Here is a 24,228-nt window from a genome sequence, read left to right as displayed (position 1 = left end):
ACACCTCATTGGGATGACAGCAAGGGCGGGCGGCGCAGTAAGCCGTGCACCGGACCGAAGACCACGGACAGCAAATACCCGCCGCCCGCCACCAGCACGATGGCCGGGCCGCTGGGCAGTGAGTAATAGAACGACAACAGCAGACCCAGCCATACCGACAGGCATCCCAGCACTGCCGATACCGCGATCAGCACCGGCAGGCGCCGGCTCCAGAAGCGTGAGGCGATGGCCGGCAGCATCATCAAACCCACCACCATCAAGGCGCCGATGGCCTGGAAACCGATTACCAGGTTCAGCACTACCAGGGTCAGGAACAGCCCGTGGGCGAGCGGGCCGAGGCGGCTGACGGTTTGCAGGAACAGCGGGTCGAGTGTGTCGAGCAGCAGCGGTTTATAGATCAGCGCCATGGCAATCAGGCTGAAGCCGGTCACCCACAGCATGCCGGTGAGGGTGGTTTCATCCACGGCCAACGCGGAGCCGAACAGCAGGTGCAACAGGTCCAGGCGCTTGCCGGCGATGCCAAGGATCAACACCCCGGCGGCGAGGGAGATGGGGTAGATGGCAGCGAGGCTGGCGTCTTCACGCAGGCCGGTGCGGCGTGTGATCCATGCGGATAACCCCGCCATGCTCAGCCCTGCGCCGAGGCCGCCGATGGTCAGCGCGGGCAGGCTCAGCCCGGCGAACCAGAAGCCCAGGGCGGCGCCGGGCAGAATGCCATGGGCCACCGCATCACCGATCAGGCTCATGCGCCGCAGGATCAGGAACACCCCCAGCGGCGCCGTGCTGCAGGCCAGCACCAGCCCCCCGATCAGCGCGCGGCGCATGAACACGAAATCGACAAAGGGCATCCACAAGTGGGCGGCAAACTGCATCAGGCCACCTGCAATTGCGGTTGTGGGCGAATCAGCTCTTTACTCGGGCCCAGCGTGCAGCCTGTGCTTTTGATGTGCAGCACGTTCTGAGTGTGATGGCGCACCGACGCCAGGTCATGACAGACCACCATCAGCGTGCGGCCCTCGTCATGCCAGGCGTGGATGTGTTTCCAGCACAGCGCCTGGCCTTCCTCATCGAGGGCGGCGTGGGGTTCGTCGAGCAGCAACACCGGCGAGTCGGTCAGGCTCATCCGGGCGAGCAGTGCGCGTTGCAGTTGCCCGCCGGACAGGGCCATCAACGGGCGTTGCTCCAGGCCGCTGAGGCACCAGTCTTCCAGCAAGGCCTGCAGGCGCTCGCTGCGTTGCGGTGGCGTGAGCCGAGTGCCCCACAGTCCGGCGGCGACCAGTTCTTGCAGGCTGATGGGGAACTGTCGGTCCAAGTGTTGCTGCTGGGGCAGAAAGGCCAGGCCGCCGCGCCGTGGAACATCGACGCTGACCTTTCCTGCCAGCGGCTTCTGCAAGCCGGCGATAACCTTGAGCAGGCTGCTTTTGCCACAGCCATTGGGGCCGATGACGCCGGTGAGGCTGCCTTTTTCCAGGGTGAAATCCACGGCGGGGGTGAGCGGTTGGCCCGGAGCGCCCCAGCGCAACGCATTGCAGGTGATCATGTGGAAGGTCTCGTCCAGCGGCTTTCAGCCACGGCATCGTGCGCGTGCAGGCTTTCGGCGTGGACCACTTTGAGGTGGAAGGCTTTGACCGCATCCGAGCGTTTCAAGGCGAGGTTAAGGCGGCGAGCGGCGTCCTCGCAGAACATCAGGTTCTGCCCATTGGCCAGGGCGAAGGCTTGCTCATCGGCACGTTTTACCGCGGTTTGCACGGCGGTGCCGAGGGCTGCTTCGGCCCTGTCGATCAAGTCAACGATTGGCAACTGGTTGCCTTGCAGGTGCACGTGCAACTGCGCGCTGCTGCGCTGGCTGTGGGGTGTGGCGACGACGCCGTTGGCGCTGCCGAGCCAGGTCAACACGTCTGCGTGCTGCAATGGCGCGTTGGCAAAATCATTCAGAAATTGCTGCTGAATCAACTGCCTGGCGAGGGCGGCGGAGCATGGGCAGGTTGAGGAGTAAGTCACGTCAATTTTTAGTTCCACGTGGAACATCTGGTTTTCCAGACGCGCCTCGAGGCTGACCGGGTAGCGCTTCCAACCATCCAAAGGGCTGACCAGGGCAGGGCGTTTTAACAGCAACTCGGTGTGAATACGCAGGTAGGCGTTATTAGATAAATCTTCATGTGTGTCGAGAAAACGCTGCAGTACATTACGCAGAAGTGCAGGCGTAAGCGGCTGTTGGTCGAACATCTCCAGCGCCAGGTACAAGCGTGACATATGAATGCCACGGGCCGAGCCATCGTCCAGGCTCACACCCGCATCGGCAGTGGCGGCCAGGCGTTGGCCATCGAACAGGACAGGCAAGGCAACGCCGCACATGCCCACCCAGTCGAGGGGCAAGGCTTGGCGTGAAGCCTGCGCGGCGATATCCGGCAGAGTCAGCGCATTCATAAGCAGGTCCATCGTTGGTAATAATTTGACATGTTATAGTATAACAATGAAGTTCACGATGAATTTTCTGCTCCAGCCTTTCTTCAGTCACGTCGAGCAGGGACGCTCCCTTATTCGCGGTATCGGTCATGCACAGACGTCAGCTCCTCAACCTGCTGCTGCTCAGCCCCCTGTTCGCCTTGCCGCTGGGGGCTTACGCCACGCAGATCCGCAATGCGCGCCTGTGGCGTTCCGCCGATAAGCTGCGGCTGGTCTTCGACCTCAGCGGCCCGGTGCAATACAAGACATTTTCACTGACCGCCCCTGAGCGCTTGATCATCGACCTGAGCGGCGCGGGGCTCAGCGGTGACTTCTCCCAGTTGGCGCTGAAGAACAGCGGAATTACCTCGATCCGCTCCGGGCATTTCGGCCAGAACGACACCCGTATCGTGCTGGACCTGGCTGCGCCGATGCAGCTCAACAGTTTCCTGTTGCCACCCCAGGAGGGCCAGGGCCATCGCCTGGTGCTCGACCTGACCCGCGCCACACTGGCGCCTCGTCAAATCGCCGCCGAGCCTGCGCCCTTGATCGCGCCGGTGGATAAAACACATCCCCGGCGCGACATCATCGTGGTGGTCGATCCGGGTCACGGCGGCAAGGATCCCGGGGCCATCGGCTCCAAAGGCCAGCGTGAGAAAGATGTGGTGCTGTCGATCGCTCAGTTGCTGGCCAGACGCTTGAAGCGCGAGAAGGGGTTCGACGTGAAGCTGGTGCGCAACGATGACTTCTTCGTGCCTTTGCGCAAGCGCGTGGACATCGCCCGTCAGCACAAAGCCGATATGTTCATCTCCGTGCATGCCGACGCCGCACCTCGGCTTACCGCCTCGGGCGCCTCGGTGTATGCGCTGTCTGAAGGCGGCGCCACCTCGGCGACCGCACGCTTCATGGCGCAACGCGAAAACGGTGCTGACCTGCTGGGCGCCACGACGTTACTCAACCTCAAGGACAAGGACCCGATGCTGGCGGGGGTGATTCTCGACATGTCGATGAACGCGACCATCGCCTCCAGCCTGCAACTGGGTAGCTCGGTGCTGGGTAGCCTGCAAAACATCACCAGCCTGCACCAGAAGCGCGTGGAGCAGGCCGGCTTTGCGGTACTCAAATCACCGGACGTGCCGTCGATCCTGGTCGAGACCGGCTTTATCTCCAACACCCAGGACGCCCAGCGGCTGGTGACGGCGCGCCATCAACAGGCGGTTGCCGATGGCCTGTTCGACGGTCTGAAAAAATACTTCGAGAAAAACCCGCCGATGAACAGCTACATGGCGTGGGTGCAGGAGCAGAAGAAAGGCCAGGTTTAACAGCCGGTGATTCGGCTGCAGGTGAATGTGGCGCTGGCTCCACCGGAACTGGAGAAGCGGTTAAGCGTGGTCCAGCCCACGCGCCGCGTGTAGCCGACCCACGCCTCACCGTCCGATGCCAACCCGGTAAAGAACGTCAGCTGCCCATAGCGGCTGTTGGTTTGTGCCCAGTAGCGTTTACCGATCACTTCGACACCGCGCAAATACGTGGTGCTGCCCACGGTCGCCACGCTGTAGGCATTGCCCAGCGGGTCTACGCAGGCCAGCAGGTTGGCGCTGCGCGTGCAGTGGGCCGACAGGCTTGGAGATTGGGCACAGGCAGGTCCCGCCGCTGCCAGTAGCGGGATGTACCAAAGGCGTTTCATCGGGTTTCTCTGGGGTTGGGAGGTGATCAAGCTTCTCGCCCTTCGTCACGCAGAGCAAGGAAGGTTGGCTTGTTTGTATTGTTATACTATAACATAAAACAAAGCCTGGCTTGACCGGGCAGCCTGATGAGAGCGACCTGATGCCCAATCGTCTACCTGTTACCGTGTTGTCCGGCTTTCTCGGCGCCGGTAAAAGCACGCTGCTCAATCACGTACTGCGCAACCGCGAACACCTGCGCGTGGCGGTGATCGTCAACGACATGAGCGAAATCAACATCGACGGCAGCGAGGTCCAGCGCGACGTCACTCTCAATCGTGCCGAAGAAAAGCTGGTTGAGATGAGCAATGGCTGCATCTGCTGCACCTTGCGTGAAGATTTGCTCGAAGAAGTCGGCAAGCTCGCCAGGGAAGGTCGGTTCGATTACCTGCTGATCGAATCCACCGGTATCTCCGAACCGATGCCTGTGGCTGAAACCTTCACCTTTCGCGATGAAGACGGGCAAAGCCTGGCGGATATCGCACGCCTGGACACCATGGTCACCGTCGTCGACGGCATGAATTTCCTGCTCGACTATCAAGCCGCAGAAAGCCTGGCCTCACGCGGGGAAACCCTGGGGGAAGAGGATGAGCGCTCGATCACCGACCTGTTGATCGAACAGATCGAGTTCGCCGACGTGATACTGATCAGCAAGATCGACTTGATCGGCAGTCACGAGCGCCAAGAGCTGATGGCGATCCTCGAACGGCTCAATGCCCAGGCGCACATCATCCCGATGGTGATGGGGGAGGTGGCGCTGCACAAAATCCTCAACACCGGTCGCTTTGATTTCGAACGGGCCGCCCAGGCCCCGGGCTGGTTGCAGGAGTTGCGCGGCGAACACGTGCCGGAAACCCAAGAGTATGGCATTGCCTCCACCGCTTACCGTGCGCGCCGCCCCTTCCACCCGCAGCGATTTTTTGACTTCATCGACCGCCCCTGGGTGAACGGCAAGCTGTTGCGTTCCAAAGGCTTCTTCTGGCTGGCCAGCAAACACCAGGACGCCGGCAGTTGGTCCCAGGCCGGTGGTTTGATGCGCCATGGTTTTGCTGGCCGCTGGTGGCGCTTCGTGCCGAAAAGCCAATGGCCGCAGGACGAAGAAAGTGTTGCCGCAATCATGGGCAACTGGCAGCCGAGCACCGGCGATTGCCGTCAGGAACTGGTGTTTATCGGGCAGAACATCGATTTCGCGCAGATGCGTGCCGAGCTCGACCAGTGCCTGCTCACTGACGAAGAAATGGCCCTGGGCGTCGAAGGCTGGCGTCAGTGGGTCGATCCCTTTGGCCCCTGGTATGAGGAGGCAGCCGCCTGATGCTGGCCCCGGTTATTCCCCTGCGCCCCGTGATTCGCCAGACCAGCGGGGAAACCCCGCTGGCGCTCTCCGACATCCTGGAAGATGGCGTGAACCTGGCGCTGTGGCAGCGCCAACTACCGCTGCATATTGCCGAATTCGGTGCGTTGCTGGTGGCGCTCGATGAGCCGCTGGCCGAAGCGTTGGTCATCGAGTTGAGCGACGACGATACCGCGCCGAATTTGCAGGGCCTGGCGTCCGGTTGCCGTGATCTTGAAGGTTATGATGGCTTTATCGCCGATGTCTCCTGGCTGGTCAGCGCCTTCGCCTGCCTGCTTGGCGCCAGGCGCATCGGCGTGCGTTTGCGCCTGCTGGACAAGGCCATGTGCCCGCGTTTTCATGTCGACCACGTGCCTGTGCGGCTGATCACCACCTACGCCGGCGTTGGCAGCCAGTGGCTGCGCGAAGGCGTCATGGACCGCCGCCGGTTGAGCCAGCCTGACGCAGAACCCAGCGAGCGCATCGAGCACATCCACTGCGGTGAAGTGGCGCTGCTCAAGGGCACCAAATGGCACGGCAATGAACACCATGGCCTGATTCACCGCTCGCCCGCCCTGAAGGCCAATGAGCGTCGCTTGATTCTCACGCTGGATTGGCTCGCATAAACGCGTAGGATCAAGCGCTCTACATGGCCTGAATGATGCCTTCCATGCTGCAGAATATTCCCACCCACGTGATTGCCGGGCCCTTGGGCGCCGGCAAGACCAGCCTGATCAAACACCTGCTTGCCCAGCGCCCGGCCAACGAGCGTTGGGCGGTGTTGATCAACGAGTTCGGGCAGATCGGCCTGGACGCTGCCTTGCTCACCCAAGAGGAGGATGGCATTGCCCTGGGCGAGGTCGCGGGTGGCTGCCTGTGTTGTGTGAATGGTGCGCCGTTCCAGGTAGGCCTGGGTCGGTTGTTGCGCAAGGCCAAGCCGGATCGGCTGTTTATCGAGCCTTCGGGCCTGGGCCATCCGGCGCAGTTACTCAAACAACTGAGCCAGGCGCCATGGCAGGACGTACTGGCGGTTCAGCCCTGCGTACTGGTGCTGGACGCTCAGGCCCTGGCAGCGGGCAGACCTTTGCCGCCGGCGCAGCAGGAGGCGCTGGCCAGTGCCGGCCTGCTGGTGTTGAACAAGGATGAGACGCTGGATGCGCTGCAGCGCCAGGCCATTGAGCAGCAATTATCCGGCCACGCGGTTTATTGGACGCGTCAGGCGCGGTTGCCCATTGAGCAGTTACCTGGTTTGACGGCACAGGCAGGCGGGGCTGTGGATAACTTTGTGGCCCCCAAAGGCTTGGCGCACATAGAGACGGTCTGGAGCGACCCCGCGCTGCCGATCTGCCTGAGCCAGGCCGAGGAGAACGGCTGGAGCATCGGCTGGCGCTGGCACCCGAGCCAGCAATTCGATCCGCAGCGGTTGAAGCAGTGGCTGACAGGTCTGGAATGGCGTCGTGCCAAGCTGGTTATCCACAGCCGTGACGCGTGGGTATCCGCCAATGCTGTGGATAACAGCCGGTTGGCCTGGCAGCCCAGCGAATGGCGCCGCGATTCGCGTATCGAACTGATCTTCAGCGCACCCCAGGACATGGCGGCATTGCAGGCCGCCGTGATGGCCTGCCGTTACTGACGGTTCTTGGTGGCGTGATCCTGGCGCCACTGGCTCAGTTCGATGACCTCGGCGCTGGGCAGCGGCTCCTTGGCTTCGAACGGGTAGGGCGCCAGTTCGATCTGCGCGCTGTGAGCGCCAAATTGGGTGATGGTGCCGCTGTGGCGAGCCTCGCCCGTCACGGTGAACTCGAAATTGTAGACGCGCGCCAGGCGGCGCCGACCACTGGCATCCTTCACGAAACCGATGCGTTTCAACGCCACCGCGCCGTCGAGCAGTTCGATGTCGAGCTTGGCGCAGTGCTGCTTGACCCGCTCCAGCGCCCGCTCGCGCAGGCCATGGTTGTGCCAGACCCAAGCGGCGCCGGTCGCCAGCAGCATCAACACGAACATGTTTCCCAGGGTCAGCATTCCATGAACTCCAACAAAGTGAGCGCAGCTTAACTGTGTCGCCGGTCTGTCGTACAGGCTGCGTTTAGTCGCATACTGCGCGGCCAGAATTTCAACGGCTTTATGGAAATCTCCTGCATGAAACGTACACCCCATCTGCTTGCGATCCAGTCTCATGTGGTCTTTGGCCATGCCGGAAACAGCGCCGCCGTGTTCCCCATGCAGCGGGTCGGGGTGAACGTATGGCCGCTCAACACGGTGCAGTTCTCCAACCACACACAGTATGGCCACTGGGCGGGCGAAGTGCTGGCGCCGCAGCAAATTCCAGCACTGGTGGAAGGTATCGCGGCGATCGGCGAGCTGGGTAACTGCGATGCGGTGCTGTCCGGCTATCTGGGCAGCGCGGATCAGGGGCGCGCCATTCTGAGTGGCGTGGCGCGTATAAAAGCGCTCAATCCCAAGGCGATGTACCTGTGCGACCCGGTGATGGGCCATCCGGAAAAGGGCTGCATCGTGCCCCAGGAAGTCAGTGATTTCCTGCTGAACGAGGCTGCGGCCATGGCGGATTTCCTGTGCCCTAACCAACTGGAGCTGGACAGCTTTGCCGGGCGCAAGCCGCAATCGCTGTTCGATTGCCTGGCGATGGCCAAGGCCCTGCTGGCGCGCGGGCCGAAGGCGGTGCTGGTCAAGCATCTGGATTACCCGGGCAAACTGCCGGACGGCTTCGAGATGCTGCTGGTGACGGCCGAGGGCAGTTGGCACTTGCGCAGGCCGCTCCTGGCATTTCCGCGCCAGCCGGTGGGTGTGGGGGACCTGACGTCGGGGCTGTTCCTGGCGCGGGTGCTGTTGGGCGATAGCCTGGTGGCGGCTTTCGAGTTCACAGCGGCGGCGGTGCATGAGGTGCTGCTGGAGACCCAGGCCTGCGCCAGTTATGAACTGGAACTGGTGCGGGCGCAGGATCGTATTGCCCATCCTCGCGTACGCTTTGAGGCGACGCCGATCAGCCTGTAAATACAAACCCATGTGGGAGGGGGCTTGCCCCCGATTGCGATATATCAGCCGCCATCTGTTTGGCTGAAAAACCGCTATCGGGGGCAAGCCCCCTCCCACATTTGATTGGGTTCGCAGATCTGGACTCAGGGCGCGTCGGCCTTGATTTCCTGGTAACGCTTTTCCAGTTCCTGGCGAATCTGCCGACGCTGCTGGGCCTGCACGAAGCGGCGCTTGTCTTCGCTGTTCTGCGGCTGCAAGGGGGGGACGGCGGCCGGTTTGCGCTGGTCGTCCACCGCTACCATGGTGAAGAAGCAACTGTTGGTATGACGCACCGAGCGCTCGCGAATGTTCTCGGTCACTACCTTGATGCCCACTTCCATCGAGGTGTTGCCGGTGTAGTTGACCGACGCGAGAAAGGTCACCAGTTCGCCGACATGGATCGGCTCGCGGAAAATCACCTGGTCCACCGACAGCGTGACCACATAGCGGCCGGCATAACGGCTGGCGCACGCGTACGCCACTTCGTCGAGGTACTTGAGCAGCGTGCCGCCGTGGACATTGCCTGAGAAATTGGCCATGTCAGGGGTCATCAATACCGTCATCGACAGCTGGGCGTTTCCGGGTTCCATAGCACACTCACGGGTTTAGGCATTGGTTGGGTAGGGCACCTCTGCGGGTGCTGGGAGCTTTGCAGCCATCCCTAACGGGACGCCGGTGGGCGGCTTGCCGTCACGCCCGCGCCGATCTGTTTCCATATATTGCACCGGCTTTCCGGCGGAAGTCGCAGTGTTAACCTTCAAACGCGCCTCTATGGGCATTTCTTACGGTCACGGCAGACTTTTCTTTCAGCGGCTGCGCGCGCGGGAAGTGGAAACCGCCAGCAATTTCAAGGAGCCCCACGCCATGCACGCCATCAGCTTTATCCAGGACTTGGCCGTGATCATGCTGGTGGCGGGGGTGGTCACCATCCTGTTTCATCGCCTCAAGCAGCCGGTGGTGCTGGGCTACATCGTCGCCGGTTTCATCATCGGCCCCCACACGCCGCCGTTCGGCCTGATTCACGATGAAGACACGATCAAGACCCTGGCCGAACTCGGGGTGATCTTCCTGATGTTCTGCCTGGGCCTGGAGTTCAGCCTGCGCAAGCTGTTCAAGGTGGGCGCCACGGCGTTTATCGCGGCGTTCCTGGAAATCATCCTGATGATCTGGATCGGCTACGAGATCGGTCAATGGTTCGACTGGAACACCATGGACTCGTTGTTTCTCGGCGCGATCCTGGCGATTTCCTCAACCACCATCATCGTCAAGGCGCTCAATGACCTGAAGATGAAGAACCAGCGTTTCGCCCAGCTGATATTCGGCGTGCTGATCGTCGAGGACATCCTGGGGATCGGCATCATTGCCTTGCTGTCGAGCATCGCCGTCAGCGGCACGGTCAGCTCCGGCGAGGTGTTTTCCACCGTGGGCAAGCTGTCGCTGTTCATGATTGTTGCGCTGGTGATCGGTATTTTGCTGGTGCCGCGCCTGCTGGCCTACGTGGCCAGGTTCGAAAGCAACGAGATGCTGCTGATCACGGTACTGGGCCTGTGTTTCGGCTTCTGCCTGCTGGTGGTCAAGCTCGAATACAGCATGGTGCTGGGGGCCTTCCTGATCGGCGCGATCATGGCCGAATCACGCCAACTGATTAAAATCGAGCGCCTGATCGAACCGGTTCGCGACATGTTCAGCGCGATTTTCTTTGTCGCCATCGGCTTGATGATCGACCCGCAAATTCTGCTGCAGTACGCCTGGCCGATTGCGGTCATTACCGTGGCCGTGGTGCTGGGCAAGATGCTGTCTTGCGGGCTGGGCGCGTTTATCGCCGGCAATGATGGTCGCACCTCGTTGCGGATGGGCATGGGCCTGTCACAGATTGGCGAATTCTCTTTCATCATCGCGGCGCTGGGGATGACTCTGCAGGTCACCAGCGACTTTCTGTATCCGGTGGCGGTGGCGGTTTCGGCGATAACGACGTTGCTCACCCCTTACCTGATCCGCGGCGCCGACCCGCTGTCATTGAAAATTGCCGCCGTGATGCCCCAGCGCATGAGCCGGGTATTCGCAATGTATGGCGAATGGCTGCGCAGTATTCAGCCTCAAGGCGAAGGCGCCATGCTGGCGTCGATGATCCGCAAGATCGTGCTGCAAGTGGGAGTGAACCTGGCGCTGGTGATTGCGATCTTCTTCGCCGGCAGCTTTTTCGCGGCGCGCATCGGAGGGTATCTGGAAGGCTGGATCAGCGATCAAAGTTGGCAGAAGGCGTTGATCTGGGGTGGGGCACTGCTGTTGTCGCTGCCGTTTTTGATCGCGGCGTACCGCAAGCTCAAGGCGCTGTCGATGTTGCTGGCGGAGATGAGTGTGAAGCCGGAAATGGCCGGGCGGCATACCCAGCGTGTGCGGCGGGTGATCGCGGAACTGATCCCCATTCTGTCGCTGTTGGTGATCTTCCTGCTGTTGGCAGCCTTGTCGGCCAGTATTCTGCCGACCAACAAGTTGCTGGTGCTGATTGCGGTGGTCACGGCGGCGGTGGCGGCCGTGCTCTGGCGCTGGTTCATCCGCGTGCATACGCGGATGCAGGTGGCCTTGCTGGAGACGCTGGATAACCACAAGGATAACCACAAGGATACGCAGTAGGAGCGAGCTTGCTCGCGAAGATCGTCAACGATAACGCGGGAAACCTGACACCCAGTGTCGCGCCCAGGTTTTTCGCGAGCAAGCCCGACTCCTACAAGAGGCTCAGCTTTCCAGCCAGACGTCCCGCGCCCAGTGCCACACCGATTCCCAGGTTTCTTCCTGAACCAGTTCTTCCTCGGCGGACCACAGCACCACGGTGCCGTCTTCTTCGACGCAGTAGTAGTCGTCGCCGTCCTGGCAGATCGGGATCAGGCTGCGGTCAACACCGGCGTCCCAGGCGTTGGCGGCAACGTCCGGCAGATACGTGTGGGACTGCGGGTCGGTGACGGTCACCGGCTCGAGGCTGCCGTAGACCACGTCGCTGACGGTCAGCAGGAATTCGCGGAACACGAAGGGAATGTCGATGAACAGTTGTTCTTCGATTTCCACCAGTTGGTCTTCGTCAGGCAGCTCCAAAGGAACCGGGACCGGTTCGTTGGCTTCACGCAGTTGTTCGATGATTTCTTCCACGGCCGGGATCCTCTTGCTAGATGGCGCGTTTTATAGGGGCGTTTTATACAGTAGCTCGCTATAAGTGCAACCGTGAAATAGAAAACCCCGGAACATGTCCGGGGTTTTTGTTACCACTTGCTTAAGCGTGCGGGTTTCAGCCGTTCTGGCGGATACCGGCGACCAGCCATGGCTGGTTTTCGCCCTGCGGACGTTCCATGTTCCAGCTTTCGCTGAACACTTCGCCCTGGTCGAAACGCGAGGTCTTCGACACGCCGCTGAAGGTCAGGGTGGCGATGGTCTTGTCGGCGCGATCATCCACACCTTCCAGCTGTACGCGCAGGTCGTCGATATAGGTCGACTGGAAGCCGTCACCCAGGTCAGCACGTTCGCGCTTGAGGAACTCCAGCAGTTGCGGGGTCACGAACTCGGCGATCTTGTCCATTTCGTTGGCGTCCCAGTGTTGCTGCAGGGACTGGAAGTGGTTGCGGGCCGCTTCGACGAAACGCTCTTCGTTGAACCACGCCGGCGCGTTGATTACCGGACGGGCGGCAGCAGGGGCTGCCGAACCGCCGAAGATCGACCCCATGGCGGGTTTTTGCTCGAACACTTCACGCTGCATCGGCGCGCCGGCCGGAGCCAGGTGCTCCTGCTGCTTGCGACGACGGGCGGCGATAAAGCGGAAGATCACGAAGGCAATGACCGCCAGGATCAGGATGTCGAAGATCTGCATGCCCTGGAAGCCGCCGCCCATGAACATGGACGCGAGCAGGCCACCGGCGGCGATGCCGGCCAATGGGCCCAACCAGCGCGAAGCACCGCCGGCCTTGGCCGCGGCACCAGCGGCACCGGCTGCGCCCGCAGTCGCTGCAGCACCGCCGGCACCGGCGGATGGAGCCATCTGACTGGTCTGGTGAGTCGGCGCCGAGCCCATGCTCTTGCCGCCGCCGAAGCGTTTGGCGTTGGCGTCGAGGCTCATTGTCAAGCCGATGCACAACGCCATGGCGATGCTAAGAAAACGTTTCATAAAGGGAATTCCCATTTGTGGATTGCACGCGCGCCATGTTGCACAGGTGTCGTGACAGTGGCTAGCGACATAATGTTTCGGGCTTTTGCGTAGGACTGATTCGGAATGGTCTGTAGGACTTATTACAGATATTGGCCCGCCCTTACTAAAAACAAGGGTAGGCCAAAAACCTTCATGTTGAACGGTTCTCTGTAGGAGCGAGCTTGCTCGCGAAAATCGTCAACGATAACGCGGGCATTCTGGATGAACGCGTTATCTGGACGTTCTTCGCGAGCACGCTCGCTCCTACAGGAGGGAAGACTTCAGACAGCCTCAAGTTTGGCGTAGCCCATCATCAGCCACTTGCTGCCTTCGGCGAAGTTCACCTGCACCCGCGCCTGGGCGCCGGCGCCTTCGAAGTTGAGGATCACGCCCTCGCCGAAGATCGCGTGCTTGACCTGCTGGCCCAGGCTGAACGGGGTTTGCGGAATCTCGGAGCCGGCAAACATGTTGCTGGAGTTCTGCTGCTGGCCACCGCCGAACGGGCGGCTGACGCTGTTGGACAGGCGCACTTCCTGGATCAGCCCCTTCGGCACTTCACGTACGAAGCGCGACACCTTGTTGTAGGTCTCGCTGCCGTACAGGCGTCGGGTTTCGGCGTAGGTCATCACCAGGTTCTGCATGGCCCGGGTAATACCCACGTAGGCCAGGCGACGTTCTTCTTCAAGACGGCCAGGCTCTTCCAGGCTCATCTTGTGCGGGAACAGGCCTTCTTCCATGCCCACCAGAAACACATACGGGAATTCCAGGCCCTTGGCACTGTGCAAGGTCATCAGCTGGATGCTGTCTTCATGCTCGTCAGCCTGGGCGTCCCCGGCCTCCAGCGAAGCATGGCCAAGGAAGGCGGCGAGCGGAGTAAGGTCCTCTTCGTTCTCGGCGTTTTCGAACGCACGGGCGGCGCTGACCAGTTCCTCGAGGTTTTCTACCCGTGCCTGGCCTTTTTCGCCTTTTTCGGCCTCGTGGTAGGCGATCAGCCCGGACTGTTCGATCACGGTCTGGGTCATCAAATGCAGGGGCATCTCCGCGCACTTGGCCGCAAGGTTCTCGATCAACTCGACAAACACACCCAGTGCGCCGGCTGCGCGGCCTGTCAGGCCTTTATTGGCGATGAGCAGGCGCATGGCCTCCCACATCGACACATCGGCATGGCGGGCGTGTTCGCGAATGGCCTCGACGGTTTTTTCGCCGATGCCACGGGCCGGGATATTGATCACCCGCTCCAGCGCCGCGTCGTTGCCCCGACCTTCCAGCAAGCGCAGGTACGCCATGGCGTTCTTGATTTCCGCACGCTCGAAGAAGCGCTGGCCACCGTAGATGCGATACGGGATGCGTTCACGCAACAAGGCTTCTTCCAATACGCGGGATTGGGCGTTGGAGCGGTAAAGAATGGCGATATCGCTGCGCGAAAGGCCGGTTTTCAGCGCACTTTCGATGCTTTCCACCACGTAGCGCGCTTCATCGTGTTCATTGAAGGCGGCGTACAGGTTGATCGCTTCGCCTTCGCCGCCGTCGGTCCACAGCTCTTTGCCCAGGCGCCCGGTGTTGTTGGCGATCAAGGCGTTGGCGGCCTTTAGAATCCCGGCGGTGGAGCGGTAGTTCTGCTCAAGGCGGATGGTCACCGCGTCCGGGAAGTCCTCGGAGTACTGATAGATGTTCTCGATCTTCGCGCCGCGCCAGCCGTAGATCGACTGGTCGTCGTCACCCACCACCATCAGGCTGTCGCCACCCTTGGCCAGCAGGCGCAACCAGGCGTACTGCACGGCGTTGGTGTCCTGGAACTCGTCCACCAGAACGTGCCGGAAACGCTTCTGGTAATGGGCCAGCAAGCCGGGGTTGTCGCGCCACAGGTCGAGGGCACGCAACAGCAGTTCGGAGAAGTCGATCACGCCGGCGCGTGCGCAGGCCGCCTCGTAGGCTTCATAGATGCTGCGCATGGTGGCCAGGAACAGATCGCCGCTGGCCTGGATATGTTGCGGGCGCAGGCCTTCGTCTTTCTGACCGTTGATAAACCACTGGGCCTGGCGTGCCGGCCAACGCTGCTCGTCGAGGCCCAGCTCGCGGATCACCCGCTTGACCAGACGTTGCTGATCGTCGCTGTCGAGGATCTGGAAAGTCTGGGCCAACCCCGCTTCCTGCCAATGCGCCCGCAACAGGCGGTGTGCCAGACCGTGGAAGGTGCCGACCCACATGCCGGCCGGGCTGATGCCCATCAGTTGCTCGATGCGATGGCGCATCTCGGCGGCAGCCTTGTTGGTGAACGTCACCGACAGGATGGAATGGGGCGACGCGTTCTCGACCTGGATCAACCAGGCGATACGGTGCACCAGCACTCGGGTTTTACCGGAGCCAGCACCGGCCAGGACCAACTGACGGCCAACGGGGGCCGCTACGGCCTGGCGTTGGGCATCGTTGAGGGAGTTCAGCAAAAGGGAGAGATCATCGCGCATCGGCGCATTCTAGGGTGCCGGGTGAAGACGGGCAAACCCCAATGCCACGCGCCCGACGGAAAACCGCCTGCGGGGCAACATTCTGTCGGGTGCGGATGACCGGTCAGTCATGCGCCACAGCCCGCGTGGCGTCTCGTTCAAGCTGTCTGGAACAGCGCTTTGCGCCCAACGGCCGGGCGTTTTTTATGATCTGGAGCAGTTTGGCCCGAGCGCTTGCTTGTGTATGCTCCGTCGACGTTCGGGCTCACCATTATAAGAACACTGCCTATGACCTTTGACACTGACCTGTTCGGCCCTTCGGCGGCGCCTGCGCAGGTTATCCGCAAACGTTACGCCACCCAGATGGCGGTCGAGCGGACACGCCTGTTGTATCAAGGCTCATTGGTGCCGACCCTGTTGATGCTGGTCAATGGTCTGGTGTGCGCCTGGCTGCTGTGGAACCCTGCGCAATACCTGCTCGACAGCCTCTGGCTGGTCTGGTTGCTGGCGCTTGTGGCGATGCGGGTCATTCAGGTGGCGGCCTTTGAGTCGGCCATGCCCAGCCGTCAGGCCCAACCTGTCTGGCGCCGGATGTTCATGCTCGGCTCGGCGGTCAGCGGCCTGACCCTGTCGATCGCCGCCATCGCCCTGGTGCCCACCGACAGCTTCATGCAACAGGCCTGGGTGTTCGGCCTGATCGGCGCGGCGATGCTGTCGGCCAGCGTGGCGTATGCCGTAAGCCTCTGGGCCTTTGTGTCCTTCGCCTTGCCGTGCCTGTTGCCGGTCATCGTGTATCTGTTCTGCAGCGGCACCTCGCAGCAACAGGGCTGGGGCGTGCTCGGTGTGATCCTGTTGGCGTCGTTGAGTGTGGTGGCGTGGCAGGTCAACCGCCTGATCCAGCGCGGTCTGTTGCGACGCTTCCAGAACCAGGCCTTGATCGAACATTTGCAGCAGGCCCGGCAACGCAGCGAGCAGTTGAACCAGGCGCTGATGCGCGAAGTCGAGCAGCGTCGCCAGGTCGAGCAGGACTTGCGTGACGCCCAGGTCGGCCTGCAAGACCGTATGGCGCTGCGCAGCCAGGAACTGGACGCCGCCAGCCTCGCCCTGAACAAAAGCGAGGCGCGCCTGGCCATGGCGCTGCAAGCCAGTGAACTGGGCCTGTGGGACTGGAACCTGCAAACCGATGAGGTGCACCACACCCAGCTCAAGGAACTGTTCGGCCTGGAACCCGAGTACGTCACCGCGATGCTCAGTCATCTCAAGCAGCGCCTGCACCCCGACGACCTGCCGCTGCTCAAGCATGCGCTGGTGGAGCACCTCAAAGGCCGCAGCGAGGACTATCAGGTGGAATACCGGATACGCCATGGCGACGGGCACTGGGTGTGGATCGAGGACCGTGGGCGCGCGGTAGAGCGTTCGCCCGGTGGGCGGGTGATCCGCATGCTCGGCACGCGCCGCGACATCAGTGCCGGCAAGGCCCTGGAAGAACAGCAACGGCTCGCCTCGACGGTGTTCGAGGCCGCCAGCGAAGGCATCGTGATTCTCGACCCGAACTACGTGCTGATTGCGGTCAACCAGGCGTTCAGCCGTGTCACCGGTTTTGACATCGACGACCTGCTCGGGCGCAATGTCGTGGAGTTACCCAGCAGTCGCGATGCCCGGCGTCACTTCCCGGTGATTCGCCAGGCGCTGCTCAGCCACGGCACCTGGCAAGGGGAACTGGTGGAGACGCGCAAGAACGGCGAGCTGTACCCGCAGTGGCTGCAACTGAGCGTGGTGCGCGATGCTCGCAGCAATGTCAGTCATATCGTCGGTTTTTTCGCCGATCTGTCCGCGCGACGCGAGTCCGAGGAGCGCATGCGCTACCTCACCCATTACGATGAGTTGACGGGCCTGGCCAATCGTTCGCTGTTTCGTGAACGACTGCGTGAAGCGCATCAGCGCGTGCGTCAGGGTGGGCGCAGCCTGGCGCTGCTGCACATCAACCTCGACCGTTTCAAGCTGCTCAATGACAGCCTGGGCCATGAAGTGGCTGACCAGCTATTGCAGAAAATGGCACGGCGGTTGATCAACGCACTGCCGGAAGCCGACACCATTGCACGCCTGTCCGGTGATGAATTCGCCGTGCTGTTCGATGCCTATGGCAACTTGTCGAGCCTGGCGCGCGTGGCGACTCGGCTATTGGCAAAGCTGCGCGTGCCGGTGACGGTAGAGGGGCATGAGCTGGTGGTCAGTGCCTCCATGGGCGTCAGCCTGCTGCCGGATAATGCGCGGGAAATTTCTGCGCTGGTCAGCCAATCGAATATGGCGATGCAGCACGCCAAGCACCTGGGCGGGAATAATTTCCAGTTCTACACCGATAGCCTGCAAGCCAGCACCCTGGAGCGCCTGCAGCTGGAAAACCATTTGCGCAAGGCCATCGACGAGGGCCAGCTCACGGTGTTCTACCAACCCAAACTGTGCCTGGCCACCGGCAAGCTCAATGCGGTGGAGGCCCTGGTGCGCTGGGAACATCCGCAATGGGGCCTGGTGCCGCCGGGGGACTTTATCGGTCTGGCCGAAGAAACCGGTCTGATCGTGCCGCTGGGTGAGTCAGTGTTGCGCAAGGCCTGCTGGCAGGCCTGTGAGTGGCAGCGTCAGGGGCTGGCGCCGATTCGCGTGTCGGTGAACCTGTCGGTGCATCAGTTACGCCAGGGCAAGCTGGTCAGCCTGGTGCGCCAGGTGTTGGAAGAGACCGGGCTGGACCCGCAATACCTCGAGTTGGAACTGACCGAAAGTCAGCTGCTCGACAGTGTCGAGCACATCATCATTACCTTCCGGCAGTTGCGCGAGCTGGGTGTGAAGCTGGCCATCGACGATTTTGGCACCGGCTATTCATCTCTCAGCTACCTCAAGCGTATTCCGGTGGATTACGTGAAGATCGACCAGACCTTTATCCGGGGGCTTGGCCAGGGGCGTGAGGACGCCGCCATTACCCGCGCGATCATTGCCATGGCCCACGGGTTGGCGCTCAAAGTGGTGGCCGAAGGCGTGGAGGATCAGCAGCAACTGGATTTCCTGCGAAGCGAGGGGTGCGACGAGGTGCAGGGCTATCTGATCAGCCGACCGATGCACGCCGAGGGGCTGGCAGATTTGTTACGGAAAAATCCGGAATTTCCTTAACGACTCGGGGGCAGCCCCTGTGGCTACAAAGCCTCTACCCTTAATTTCAGTGGGGGGCGGGGCGATTTAGTGCTGCATCAGGCGGGCAAAACGGCAATTCTTGTAGTATAACTACAAGCTTGCTACATCCCTGGCGTCTGCCAATAACAAGAGTCCTGCCCTTTGAACCTGTTGCAACATATCGCCCAGTCGCGCCACCTGTTACGCAAATCGGAACTCAAGGTTGCCGATCACGTGCTGCTTGACCCTGCGGCCGTGATGCACAGTTCCATGGCTGACCTGGCCCACAGCGTGGGCATCAGCGAGCCGACCATCGTGCGCTTCTGCCGCGCCATCGGTTGCTCCGGGTTTCAGGACCTGAAGCTCAAGTTGGCGCAAAGCCTGGCCGCCGGGGCGAGTTTCGGCCAGTTTGCGATCCATGAAGACGATTCCGTCGCTGACTACAGCCTGAAAATCTTCGACACCACCTTGCACACCCTGATGGAAGTGCGCGAGAAGCTCGACCCGGTGGAGCTGCAAAAGGCCGTGACCGCCATGTCCCAGGCCCAGCGCGTAGAGTTCTATGGCTTTGGTGCTTCCGGCGCGGTGGCGGCCGACGCCCAGCACAAATTCTTCCGCCTGCTGCTCACGGCGGCGGCCTACAGCGACCCGCACATGCAGGCGATGTCGGCGGTAACCTTGAAGCCTACCGACGTGGCCATCTGTATTTCCCAGTCCGGTCGCTCCAAAGACCTGCTTATCACGGCCAACCTGGTGCGTGAAAGCGGCGCCTCGCTGATCACCCTGTGCCCGAGCCAGACGCCGTTGGCGGAGCTGTCCACGGTGAACCTGGCGATCGACGTGCATGAAGACACCGAGATCTACACGCCGCTGACCTCGCGCATCGCTCACCTTGTGGTGATCGACGTTTTGGCAATGGGGGTCGCCATGGCCCGTGGGCCGAGCCTGGTCAACCACCTCAAGAGCGTGAAGCGCAGTTTGCGCAGCCTGCGGTTGTCGCCCAAGTCGGTCAAAGCCCTCGACGACTGATTCAAGGGCCATACTTGGTCGAAATGTGGGAGGGGGCTTGCCCCCGATAGCGCAGTGTCAGTCACCCGATTCATTGACTGACCCGCCGCCATCGGGGGCAAGCCCCCTCCCACATTGGGTTCTCATGTGTGTCCAGAATCTTCATCAGGTTGTCATCGCCCCGTCATCCCCCGCGCCCATTCTGTACTCCCACGTACTCGCATTGGGAGACTCCAAATGGCCCGGACCTACGAAGACAGCAACAGCACCGTCAAGACCCGTCGTCAGCAGGAAGACCAGCGCCGCATGGCGTTCCGTCGCGCAATCGAAGACCGCTGCGACCAGCGCCAACTGCTCCAGAGCATCAGTGATTACCCGGAACTGCATTGGCAGGCGCCCTTGGCTGCCCAGCGAAGCGCTCAGCCAGCGCGCTGATCTGTACCCGTTCGCTGCGAATAAAGCCCAGGAACGCATGGGCCACCGGTGACAGCCGCTTGGCTTTGGCTTGCACCAGGCACCAACTGCGGTATAGCGGCAGTTCTTCCACCGCCAGCTCCTTGAGCCCGCCGGTGGCCAGTTCCAGGTTCAAGGCGTGGCGCGTCAGCAGGGCCACGCCCAAACCTGCGACCACGCACTCACGCTGCGCCTCGGCCGACGCCACTTCCACGGTCTGGGTGAAGTGCACGCGTTTTTCCTTGAAGTACTCTTCGCACGCCAGTCGTGTGCCGGAACCCGGTTCGCGGATGAGCAGGGTGTAGGGTTCCAGATCCTGCAGGCGCAAAGGCCCTTGCAGGCTCAGCGGATGATCCGGCAGCGCCACGGCGACAATCGGATTGTTGAGAAACGGCAGGAATTCCAGGCCCATGTCCTGAGGCACCATGGACATGATCACCAGGTCGTCGCGGTTGTCCGAGAGTCGGCGGATCACCTGGGCGCGATTGACCACGGTCAGGTGCAATTGAACCTCCGGGTGCTGGCGCTTGAAAGCGGCGAACAGGTGCGGCACGAAGTATTTGGCGCTGGACTCCACCGCCAGCTTCAATTGGCCCTGCAGTGAGCCCTGCATGTCCGAGAGTTGCATATCGAGGTTTTCCAGGCGTCCGAAAATATCCCGGCTGGCCCGTTGGAGGGCTTCGGCGGCCTCGGTCATGTAGAGCTTTTTGCCGACATAGTCGAACAGCGGCTGGCCGATCAGCTCTTCGAGTTGGCGAATTTGCAGGCTGACGGCCGGTTGGGTAAGGGACATTTCCTCGGCTGCACGGCTGTAGGAGCGCAAATCACACACTTCATTGAAAATCTGCAGCTGACGCAATGTCATACGCATCAATGACTTACGCATCAAATAATTCCCGCTCCACCCATCGTCCTGCTAACTATAAGTCTTTACTTATACACAACCCAATAATTATTGATTTTTGTTAATCCCTCGGTGCGCATAGTGTGTGTCTCGCGACTGTCATGAAACATTTGGTCACGCGCTGACCCCCGGCTACCCAGGGTCAAAGACGCAGCAATCGGCTCAAGGGAATTTCCAAGTGATAAAAAAGATCCTGATCGCCAACCGTGGTGAAATTGCCGTACGAATCGTGCGTGCCTGCGCCGAGATGGGCATTCGCTCGGTCGCGGTTTATTCGGACGCCGACCGCCACGCGTTGCACGTCAAGCGTGCCGACGAAGCCCACAGCATCGGAGCCGAGCCCCTGGCCGGTTACCTGAACCCGCGCAAGCTGGTGAACCTGGCCGTGGAAACCGGCTGCGATGCACTGCACCCCGGCTACGGTTTCCTGTCGGAAAACGCCGAATTGGCGGACATCTGCGTCGAGCGTGGGATCAAGTTCATCGGTCCGTCGGCGGAAGTGATTCGCCGCATGGGCGACAAGACCGAAGCACGCCGCAGCATGATCAAGGCCGGTGTACCGGTTACGCCGGGCACCGAAGGCAACGTCGCCGACATCCATGAAGCCCTCACCGAAGGCGACCGTATCGGTTACCCGGTGATGCTCAAGGCCACCTCGGGTGGTGGCGGTCGCGGTATTCGCCGTTGCAACAGCCGCGAAGAACTCGAACAAGCCTTTCCCCGTGTGATCTCCGAAGCCACCAAGGCCTTCGGCTCGGCAGAAGTGTTCCTGGAAAAATGCATCGTCAATCCCAAGCACATCGAGGCGCAGATCCTCGGTGACAGCTTTGGCAACGTGGTGCACCTGTTCGAGCGTGATTGCTCGATCCAGCGCCGCAACCAGAAGCTCATCGAAATTGCCCCCAGCCCGCAGCTGACCCCGGAACAGCGCGCCTACATCGGCGACCTGTCGGTGCGCGCAGCCAAGGCCGTGGGCTACGAGAACGCCGGTACCGTGGAGTTCCTGCTCGCCGAGGGCGAGGTGTACTTCATGGAGATGAACACTCGGGTGCAGGTGGAACACACCATCACTGAGGAAATCACCGGGATCGATATCGTCCGTGAACAGATTCGTATCGCCTCGGGCCTGCCGCTGTCGGTGAAACAGGAAGATATCCAGCACCGTGGTTTCGCGTTGCAGTTTCGCATCAACGCCGAAGACCCGAAGAACAACTTCCTCCCAAGCTTCGGCAAGATCACTCGTTACTACGCGCCCGGCGGCCCTGGCGTGCGTACCGACACGGCGATCTACACCGGCTACACCATTCCGCCGTTCTACGACTCCATGTGCCTGAAACTGGTGGTGTGGGCGTTGACCTGGGAAGAAGCCATGGACCGCGGCCTGCGCGCCCTGGACGACATGCGCCTGCAAGGCGTGAAGACCACCGCCGCCTATTACCAGGAAATCCTGCGCAACCCGGAATTTCGCAGCGGCCAATTTAATACAAGCTTTGTGGAAAGCCACCCTGAGCTGACCAACTACTCGATCAAGCGCAAACCCGAAGAGCTGGCCCTGGCCATCGCCGCCGCCATCGCCGCACACGCAGGTTTATGAATAAACAGCTGCAAGTTGTAAGCGGCACGCTACAAGTAAAAGCAGATTGGCTTTTTCTTGCAGCTTGTAGCTTGAAACTTGCCGCTATGAGGAGCTACCAATGACTAAAAAAATCTTCGTAACCGACACCATCCTGCGCGACGCTCACCAATCGTTGCTGGCGACCCGCATGCGCACCGATGACATGCTGCCGATCTGCGACAAGCTCGACAAAGTCGGCTACTGGTCCCTGGAGGTCTGGGGCGGCGCTACCTTCGACGCTTGTGTACGGTTCCTCAAAGAAGATCCGTGGGAGCGTCTGCGCCAACTGCGCGCGGCATTGCCCAACACGCGCCTGCAAATGCTGCTGCGCGGCCAGAACCTGCTGGGCTACCGCCACTACAGCGACGATGTGGTCAAAGCCTTCGTCGCCAAGGCTGCGGTTAACGGGATCGATGTGTTCCGTATCTTCGATGCGATGAACGACGTACGTAACCTGCGCGTGGCCATCGAAGCGGTCAAGGCCGCCGGCAAACACGCCCAGGGCACCATCGCCTACACCACCAGCCCGGTGCACACTGTCGACGCCTTCGTGGCCCAGGCCAAGCAGTTGGAGTCCATGGGCTGCGACTCGATTGCGATCAAGGACATGGCCGGCCTGCTGACCCCTTACGCCACCGGCGAACTGGTCAAGGCGCTCAAAGCCGAACAGAACCTGCCGATCTTTATCCACTCCCATGACACCGCCGGCCTGGCCGCGATGTGCCAGCTCAAGGCCATCGAGAACGGTGCCGACCATATCGACACCGCCATCTCCAGCTTCGCCTGGGGCACCAGCCACCCAGGCACCGAGTCGATGGTCGCGGCCCTCAAAGGCAGCGAATTCGACACCGGCCTCGACCTGGAGCTGTTGCAGGAGATTGGCCTGTACTTCTACGCCGTGCGCAAGAAGTACCACCAGTTCGAAAGCGAATTCACCGCCGTCGACACTCGCGTGCAAGTCAATCAGGTGCCGGGCGGGATGATTTCCAACCTGGCCAACCAGTTGAAAGAGCAGGGCGCGCTGAACCGTATGAGCGAAGTGCTGGCCGAGATCCCGCGCGTGCGTGAAGACCTCGGCTTCCCGCCGCTGGTCACCCCCACGTCGCAGATCGTCGGCACACAGGCGTTCTTCAACGTGCTGGCCGGTGAGCGCTACAAGACCATCACCAACGAAGTGAAGCTCTACCTGCAAGGCGGCTACGGCAAGGCCCCGGGCACGGTGAACGAAAAGTTGCGCCGTCAGGCCATTGGCAGCGAAGAGGTTATCGATGTTCGCCCGGCTGATTTGCTCAAGCCGGAAATGACCAAGCTGCGCGGTGAAATCGGCGCGTTGGCCAAGTCCGAAGAAGACGTGCTGACCTACGCCATGTTCCCGGATATCGGGCGCAAATTCCTCGAAGAACGCGACGCCGGCACCCTGGCCCCTGAAGTGCTGCTGCCGATTCCGGAAGCGGGCGGTGTAGCCCGTGCCAGCGGCGAAGGCGTGCCGACCGAGTTCGTTATCGACGTGCACGGCGAAAGCTACCGTGTGGATATCACCGGTGTCGGCGTGAAGGCCGAAGGTAAGCGCCACTTTTACCTGTCCATCGACGGGATGCCGGAAGAAGTGGTGTTCGAACCGCTCAACGAATTTGTCAGCAGCGGCGGCAGCAAGCGCAAGCACGCTACCGAACCGGGCCATGTCAGCACGGCGATGCCGGGCAATATCGTCGATGTGCTGGTCAAGGAGGGCGACGTGGTCAAGGCCGGCCAGGCCGTGCTGATCACCGAAGCCATGAAGATGGAAACCGAAGTCCAGGCAGCCATTGCCGGCAAGGTGACCGCCGTTCATGTGGCCAAGGGTGACCGGGTCAACCCGGGTGAGATCCTGATTGAGATCGAAGGCTGAATTCAGCCTTCGACATTACCGCTTAATCCTCGGGGGGGGCAGGTGCCCTCC

21 protein-coding genes are annotated in these 24,228 nt (G+C 61.3%); 11 read left to right on the top strand and 10 right to left on the bottom strand.

Features of this window, described 5'->3' with window-relative positions:
- Window positions 1-5: 5 nt before the first annotated feature.
- The 3 genes from CIB54_RS04300 to folE2 are packed head-to-tail and all read right to left on the bottom strand — an operon-like array spanning window position 6 to window position 2,427.
- Entirely contained in the window at window positions 6-872 is an 867-nt protein-coding gene (locus tag CIB54_RS04300) for a metal ABC transporter permease (RefSeq protein WP_101218740.1), read from the bottom strand.
- A complete protein-coding gene (locus tag CIB54_RS04295) occupies window positions 872-1,540 on the bottom strand; it encodes a metal ABC transporter ATP-binding protein (RefSeq protein ID WP_101218738.1) in 669 nt (222 codons plus the stop codon). The genes CIB54_RS04300 and CIB54_RS04295 overlap by 1 nt, the downstream gene beginning before the upstream one ends.
- Complete coding sequence (gene folE2 / locus CIB54_RS04290) at window positions 1,537-2,427, bottom strand: GTP cyclohydrolase FolE2 (protein WP_101218736.1); 891 nt, start codon at window positions 2,425-2,427, stop codon at window positions 1,537-1,539. Before folE2 ends, CIB54_RS04295 begins: the two co-directional genes overlap by 4 nt.
- A 128-nt stretch (window positions 2,428-2,555) precedes the next feature.
- Between folE2 and CIB54_RS04285 the strand changes: the two genes are divergently transcribed.
- Window positions 2,556-3,767 (top strand): N-acetylmuramoyl-L-alanine amidase, encoded by a 1,212-nt coding sequence (locus CIB54_RS04285; RefSeq protein ID WP_101218734.1) that lies wholly within the window; start codon window positions 2,556-2,558, stop codon window positions 3,765-3,767.
- On the opposite strand, the gene CIB54_RS04280 is transcribed toward CIB54_RS04285, so the two are convergent.
- Complete coding sequence (locus CIB54_RS04280) at window positions 3,764-4,132, bottom strand: glutamine synthetase (protein ID WP_101218732.1); 369 nt, start codon at window positions 4,130-4,132, stop codon at window positions 3,764-3,766. The genes CIB54_RS04285 and CIB54_RS04280 overlap by 4 nt on opposite strands.
- A gap of 140 nt (window positions 4,133-4,272) precedes the next feature.
- On the opposite strand from CIB54_RS04280, the gene zigA reads away from it, so the two are divergent.
- Genes zigA through CIB54_RS04265 form a run of 3 tightly spaced genes read left to right on the top strand, consistent with a single transcriptional unit; the run spans window position 4,273 to window position 7,132 of the window.
- Entirely contained in the window at window positions 4,273-5,481 is a 1,209-nt protein-coding gene (gene zigA, locus CIB54_RS04275) for a zinc metallochaperone GTPase ZigA (RefSeq protein WP_101218730.1), read from the top strand.
- Window positions 5,481-6,125 (top strand): DUF1826 domain-containing protein, encoded by a 645-nt coding sequence (locus CIB54_RS04270; protein ID WP_065953308.1) that lies wholly within the window; start codon window positions 5,481-5,483, stop codon window positions 6,123-6,125. Before zigA ends, CIB54_RS04270 begins: the two co-directional genes overlap by 1 nt.
- Before the next feature lie 44 nt (window positions 6,126-6,169).
- A complete protein-coding gene (locus tag CIB54_RS04265) occupies window positions 6,170-7,132 on the top strand; it encodes a CobW family GTP-binding protein (RefSeq protein WP_101218728.1) in 963 nt (320 codons plus the stop codon).
- On the opposite strand, the gene CIB54_RS04260 is transcribed toward CIB54_RS04265, so the two are convergent.
- Entirely contained in the window at window positions 7,126-7,521 is a 396-nt protein-coding gene (locus tag CIB54_RS04260; protein WP_057726057.1) for a DUF3301 domain-containing protein, read from the bottom strand. The two genes, CIB54_RS04265 and CIB54_RS04260, sit on opposite strands and share 7 nt — an antisense overlap.
- Window positions 7,522-7,638: 117 nt before the next feature.
- Between CIB54_RS04260 and pdxY the strand changes: the two genes are divergently transcribed.
- Window positions 7,639-8,511 carry a pyridoxal kinase PdxY gene (pdxY, locus tag CIB54_RS04255; RefSeq protein ID WP_065953306.1) on the top strand — a complete coding sequence of 291 codons (873 nt, stop codon included), beginning with the start codon at window positions 7,639-7,641 and terminating at the stop codon, window positions 8,509-8,511.
- Between the two features lie 125 nt (window positions 8,512-8,636).
- Here pdxY and CIB54_RS04250 read toward each other — a convergent pair whose 3' ends face one another.
- A complete protein-coding gene (locus CIB54_RS04250; protein ID WP_053258732.1) occupies window positions 8,637-9,122 on the bottom strand; it encodes an acyl-CoA thioesterase in 486 nt (161 codons plus the stop codon).
- A 274-nt stretch (window positions 9,123-9,396) separates the two neighbouring features.
- On the opposite strand from CIB54_RS04250, the gene CIB54_RS04245 reads away from it, so the two are divergent.
- The gene (locus CIB54_RS04245) at window positions 9,397-11,166 is read left to right on the top strand and encodes a cation:proton antiporter (protein WP_101218843.1); all 1,770 of its coding nucleotides are present in this window, start codon (window positions 9,397-9,399) and stop codon (window positions 11,164-11,166) included.
- A 102-nt stretch (window positions 11,167-11,268) separates the two neighbouring features.
- Here the strand turns inward: CIB54_RS04245 and CIB54_RS04240 are convergent, their stop codons facing one another.
- From CIB54_RS04240 to uvrD, 3 genes are all read right to left on the bottom strand, one after another.
- On the bottom strand, window positions 11,269-11,676 hold the full coding sequence (locus CIB54_RS04240; RefSeq protein ID WP_003195742.1) for an SMI1/KNR4 family protein: 408 nt from the start codon (window positions 11,674-11,676) through the stop codon (window positions 11,269-11,271).
- Window positions 11,677-11,812: 136 nt separating this feature from the next.
- Complete coding sequence (locus tag CIB54_RS04235) at window positions 11,813-12,682, bottom strand: Tim44 domain-containing protein (protein ID WP_065953305.1); 870 nt, start codon at window positions 12,680-12,682, stop codon at window positions 11,813-11,815.
- Between the two features lie 302 nt (window positions 12,683-12,984).
- Window positions 12,985-15,168: a DNA helicase II gene (gene uvrD / locus CIB54_RS04230; protein WP_065953304.1), complete on the bottom strand. Its 2,184-nt coding sequence runs from the start codon at window positions 15,166-15,168 to the stop codon at window positions 12,985-12,987.
- Between the two features lie 267 nt (window positions 15,169-15,435).
- On the opposite strand from uvrD, the gene CIB54_RS04225 reads away from it, so the two are divergent.
- The 3 genes from CIB54_RS04225 to CIB54_RS04215 all read left to right on the top strand — a co-directional run bounded on the left by CIB54_RS04225 (window position 15,436) and on the right by CIB54_RS04215 (window position 19,752).
- Entirely contained in the window at window positions 15,436-18,309 is a 2,874-nt protein-coding gene (locus CIB54_RS04225; RefSeq protein WP_101218727.1) for a GGDEF domain-containing phosphodiesterase, read from the top strand.
- Between the two features lie 162 nt (window positions 18,310-18,471).
- Window positions 18,472-19,338 carry a transcriptional regulator HexR gene (gene hexR / locus CIB54_RS04220; RefSeq protein WP_003177007.1) on the top strand — a complete coding sequence of 289 codons (867 nt, stop codon included), beginning with the start codon at window positions 18,472-18,474 and terminating at the stop codon, window positions 19,336-19,338.
- Window positions 19,339-19,554: 216 nt separating this feature from the next.
- Window positions 19,555-19,752: a PA3496 family putative envelope integrity protein gene (locus CIB54_RS04215; RefSeq protein ID WP_083218075.1), complete on the top strand. Its 198-nt coding sequence runs from the start codon at window positions 19,555-19,557 to the stop codon at window positions 19,750-19,752.
- On the opposite strand, the gene CIB54_RS04210 is transcribed toward CIB54_RS04215, so the two are convergent.
- Window positions 19,682-20,656, bottom strand: coding sequence for a LysR family transcriptional regulator (locus tag CIB54_RS04210; protein ID WP_065953301.1), 975 nt, complete (start codon window positions 20,654-20,656; stop codon window positions 19,682-19,684). The two genes, CIB54_RS04215 and CIB54_RS04210, sit on opposite strands and share 71 nt — an antisense overlap.
- Window positions 20,657-20,852: 196 nt before the next feature.
- Here CIB54_RS04210 and CIB54_RS04205 point away from each other — a divergent pair, with 196 nt between their 5' ends.
- Together CIB54_RS04205 and oadA are read left to right on the top strand one after the other, a co-directional pair.
- The gene (locus tag CIB54_RS04205) at window positions 20,853-22,268 is read left to right on the top strand and encodes an acetyl-CoA carboxylase biotin carboxylase subunit (RefSeq protein WP_065953300.1); all 1,416 of its coding nucleotides are present in this window, start codon (window positions 20,853-20,855) and stop codon (window positions 22,266-22,268) included.
- 100 nt (window positions 22,269-22,368) lie between these two features.
- Complete coding sequence (gene oadA, locus CIB54_RS04200) at window positions 22,369-24,177, top strand: sodium-extruding oxaloacetate decarboxylase subunit alpha (protein ID WP_065953299.1); 1,809 nt, start codon at window positions 22,369-22,371, stop codon at window positions 24,175-24,177.
- Window positions 24,178-24,228: the final 51 nt, after the last annotated feature.

It is taken from the genome of Pseudomonas fluorescens (genome assembly GCF_002837185.1).
GTDB classification, from domain to species: Bacteria; Pseudomonadota; Gammaproteobacteria; order Pseudomonadales; family Pseudomonadaceae; genus Aquipseudomonas; species Aquipseudomonas fluorescens_AM.
This window is presented reverse-complemented; position numbering and strand designations above follow the sequence as displayed.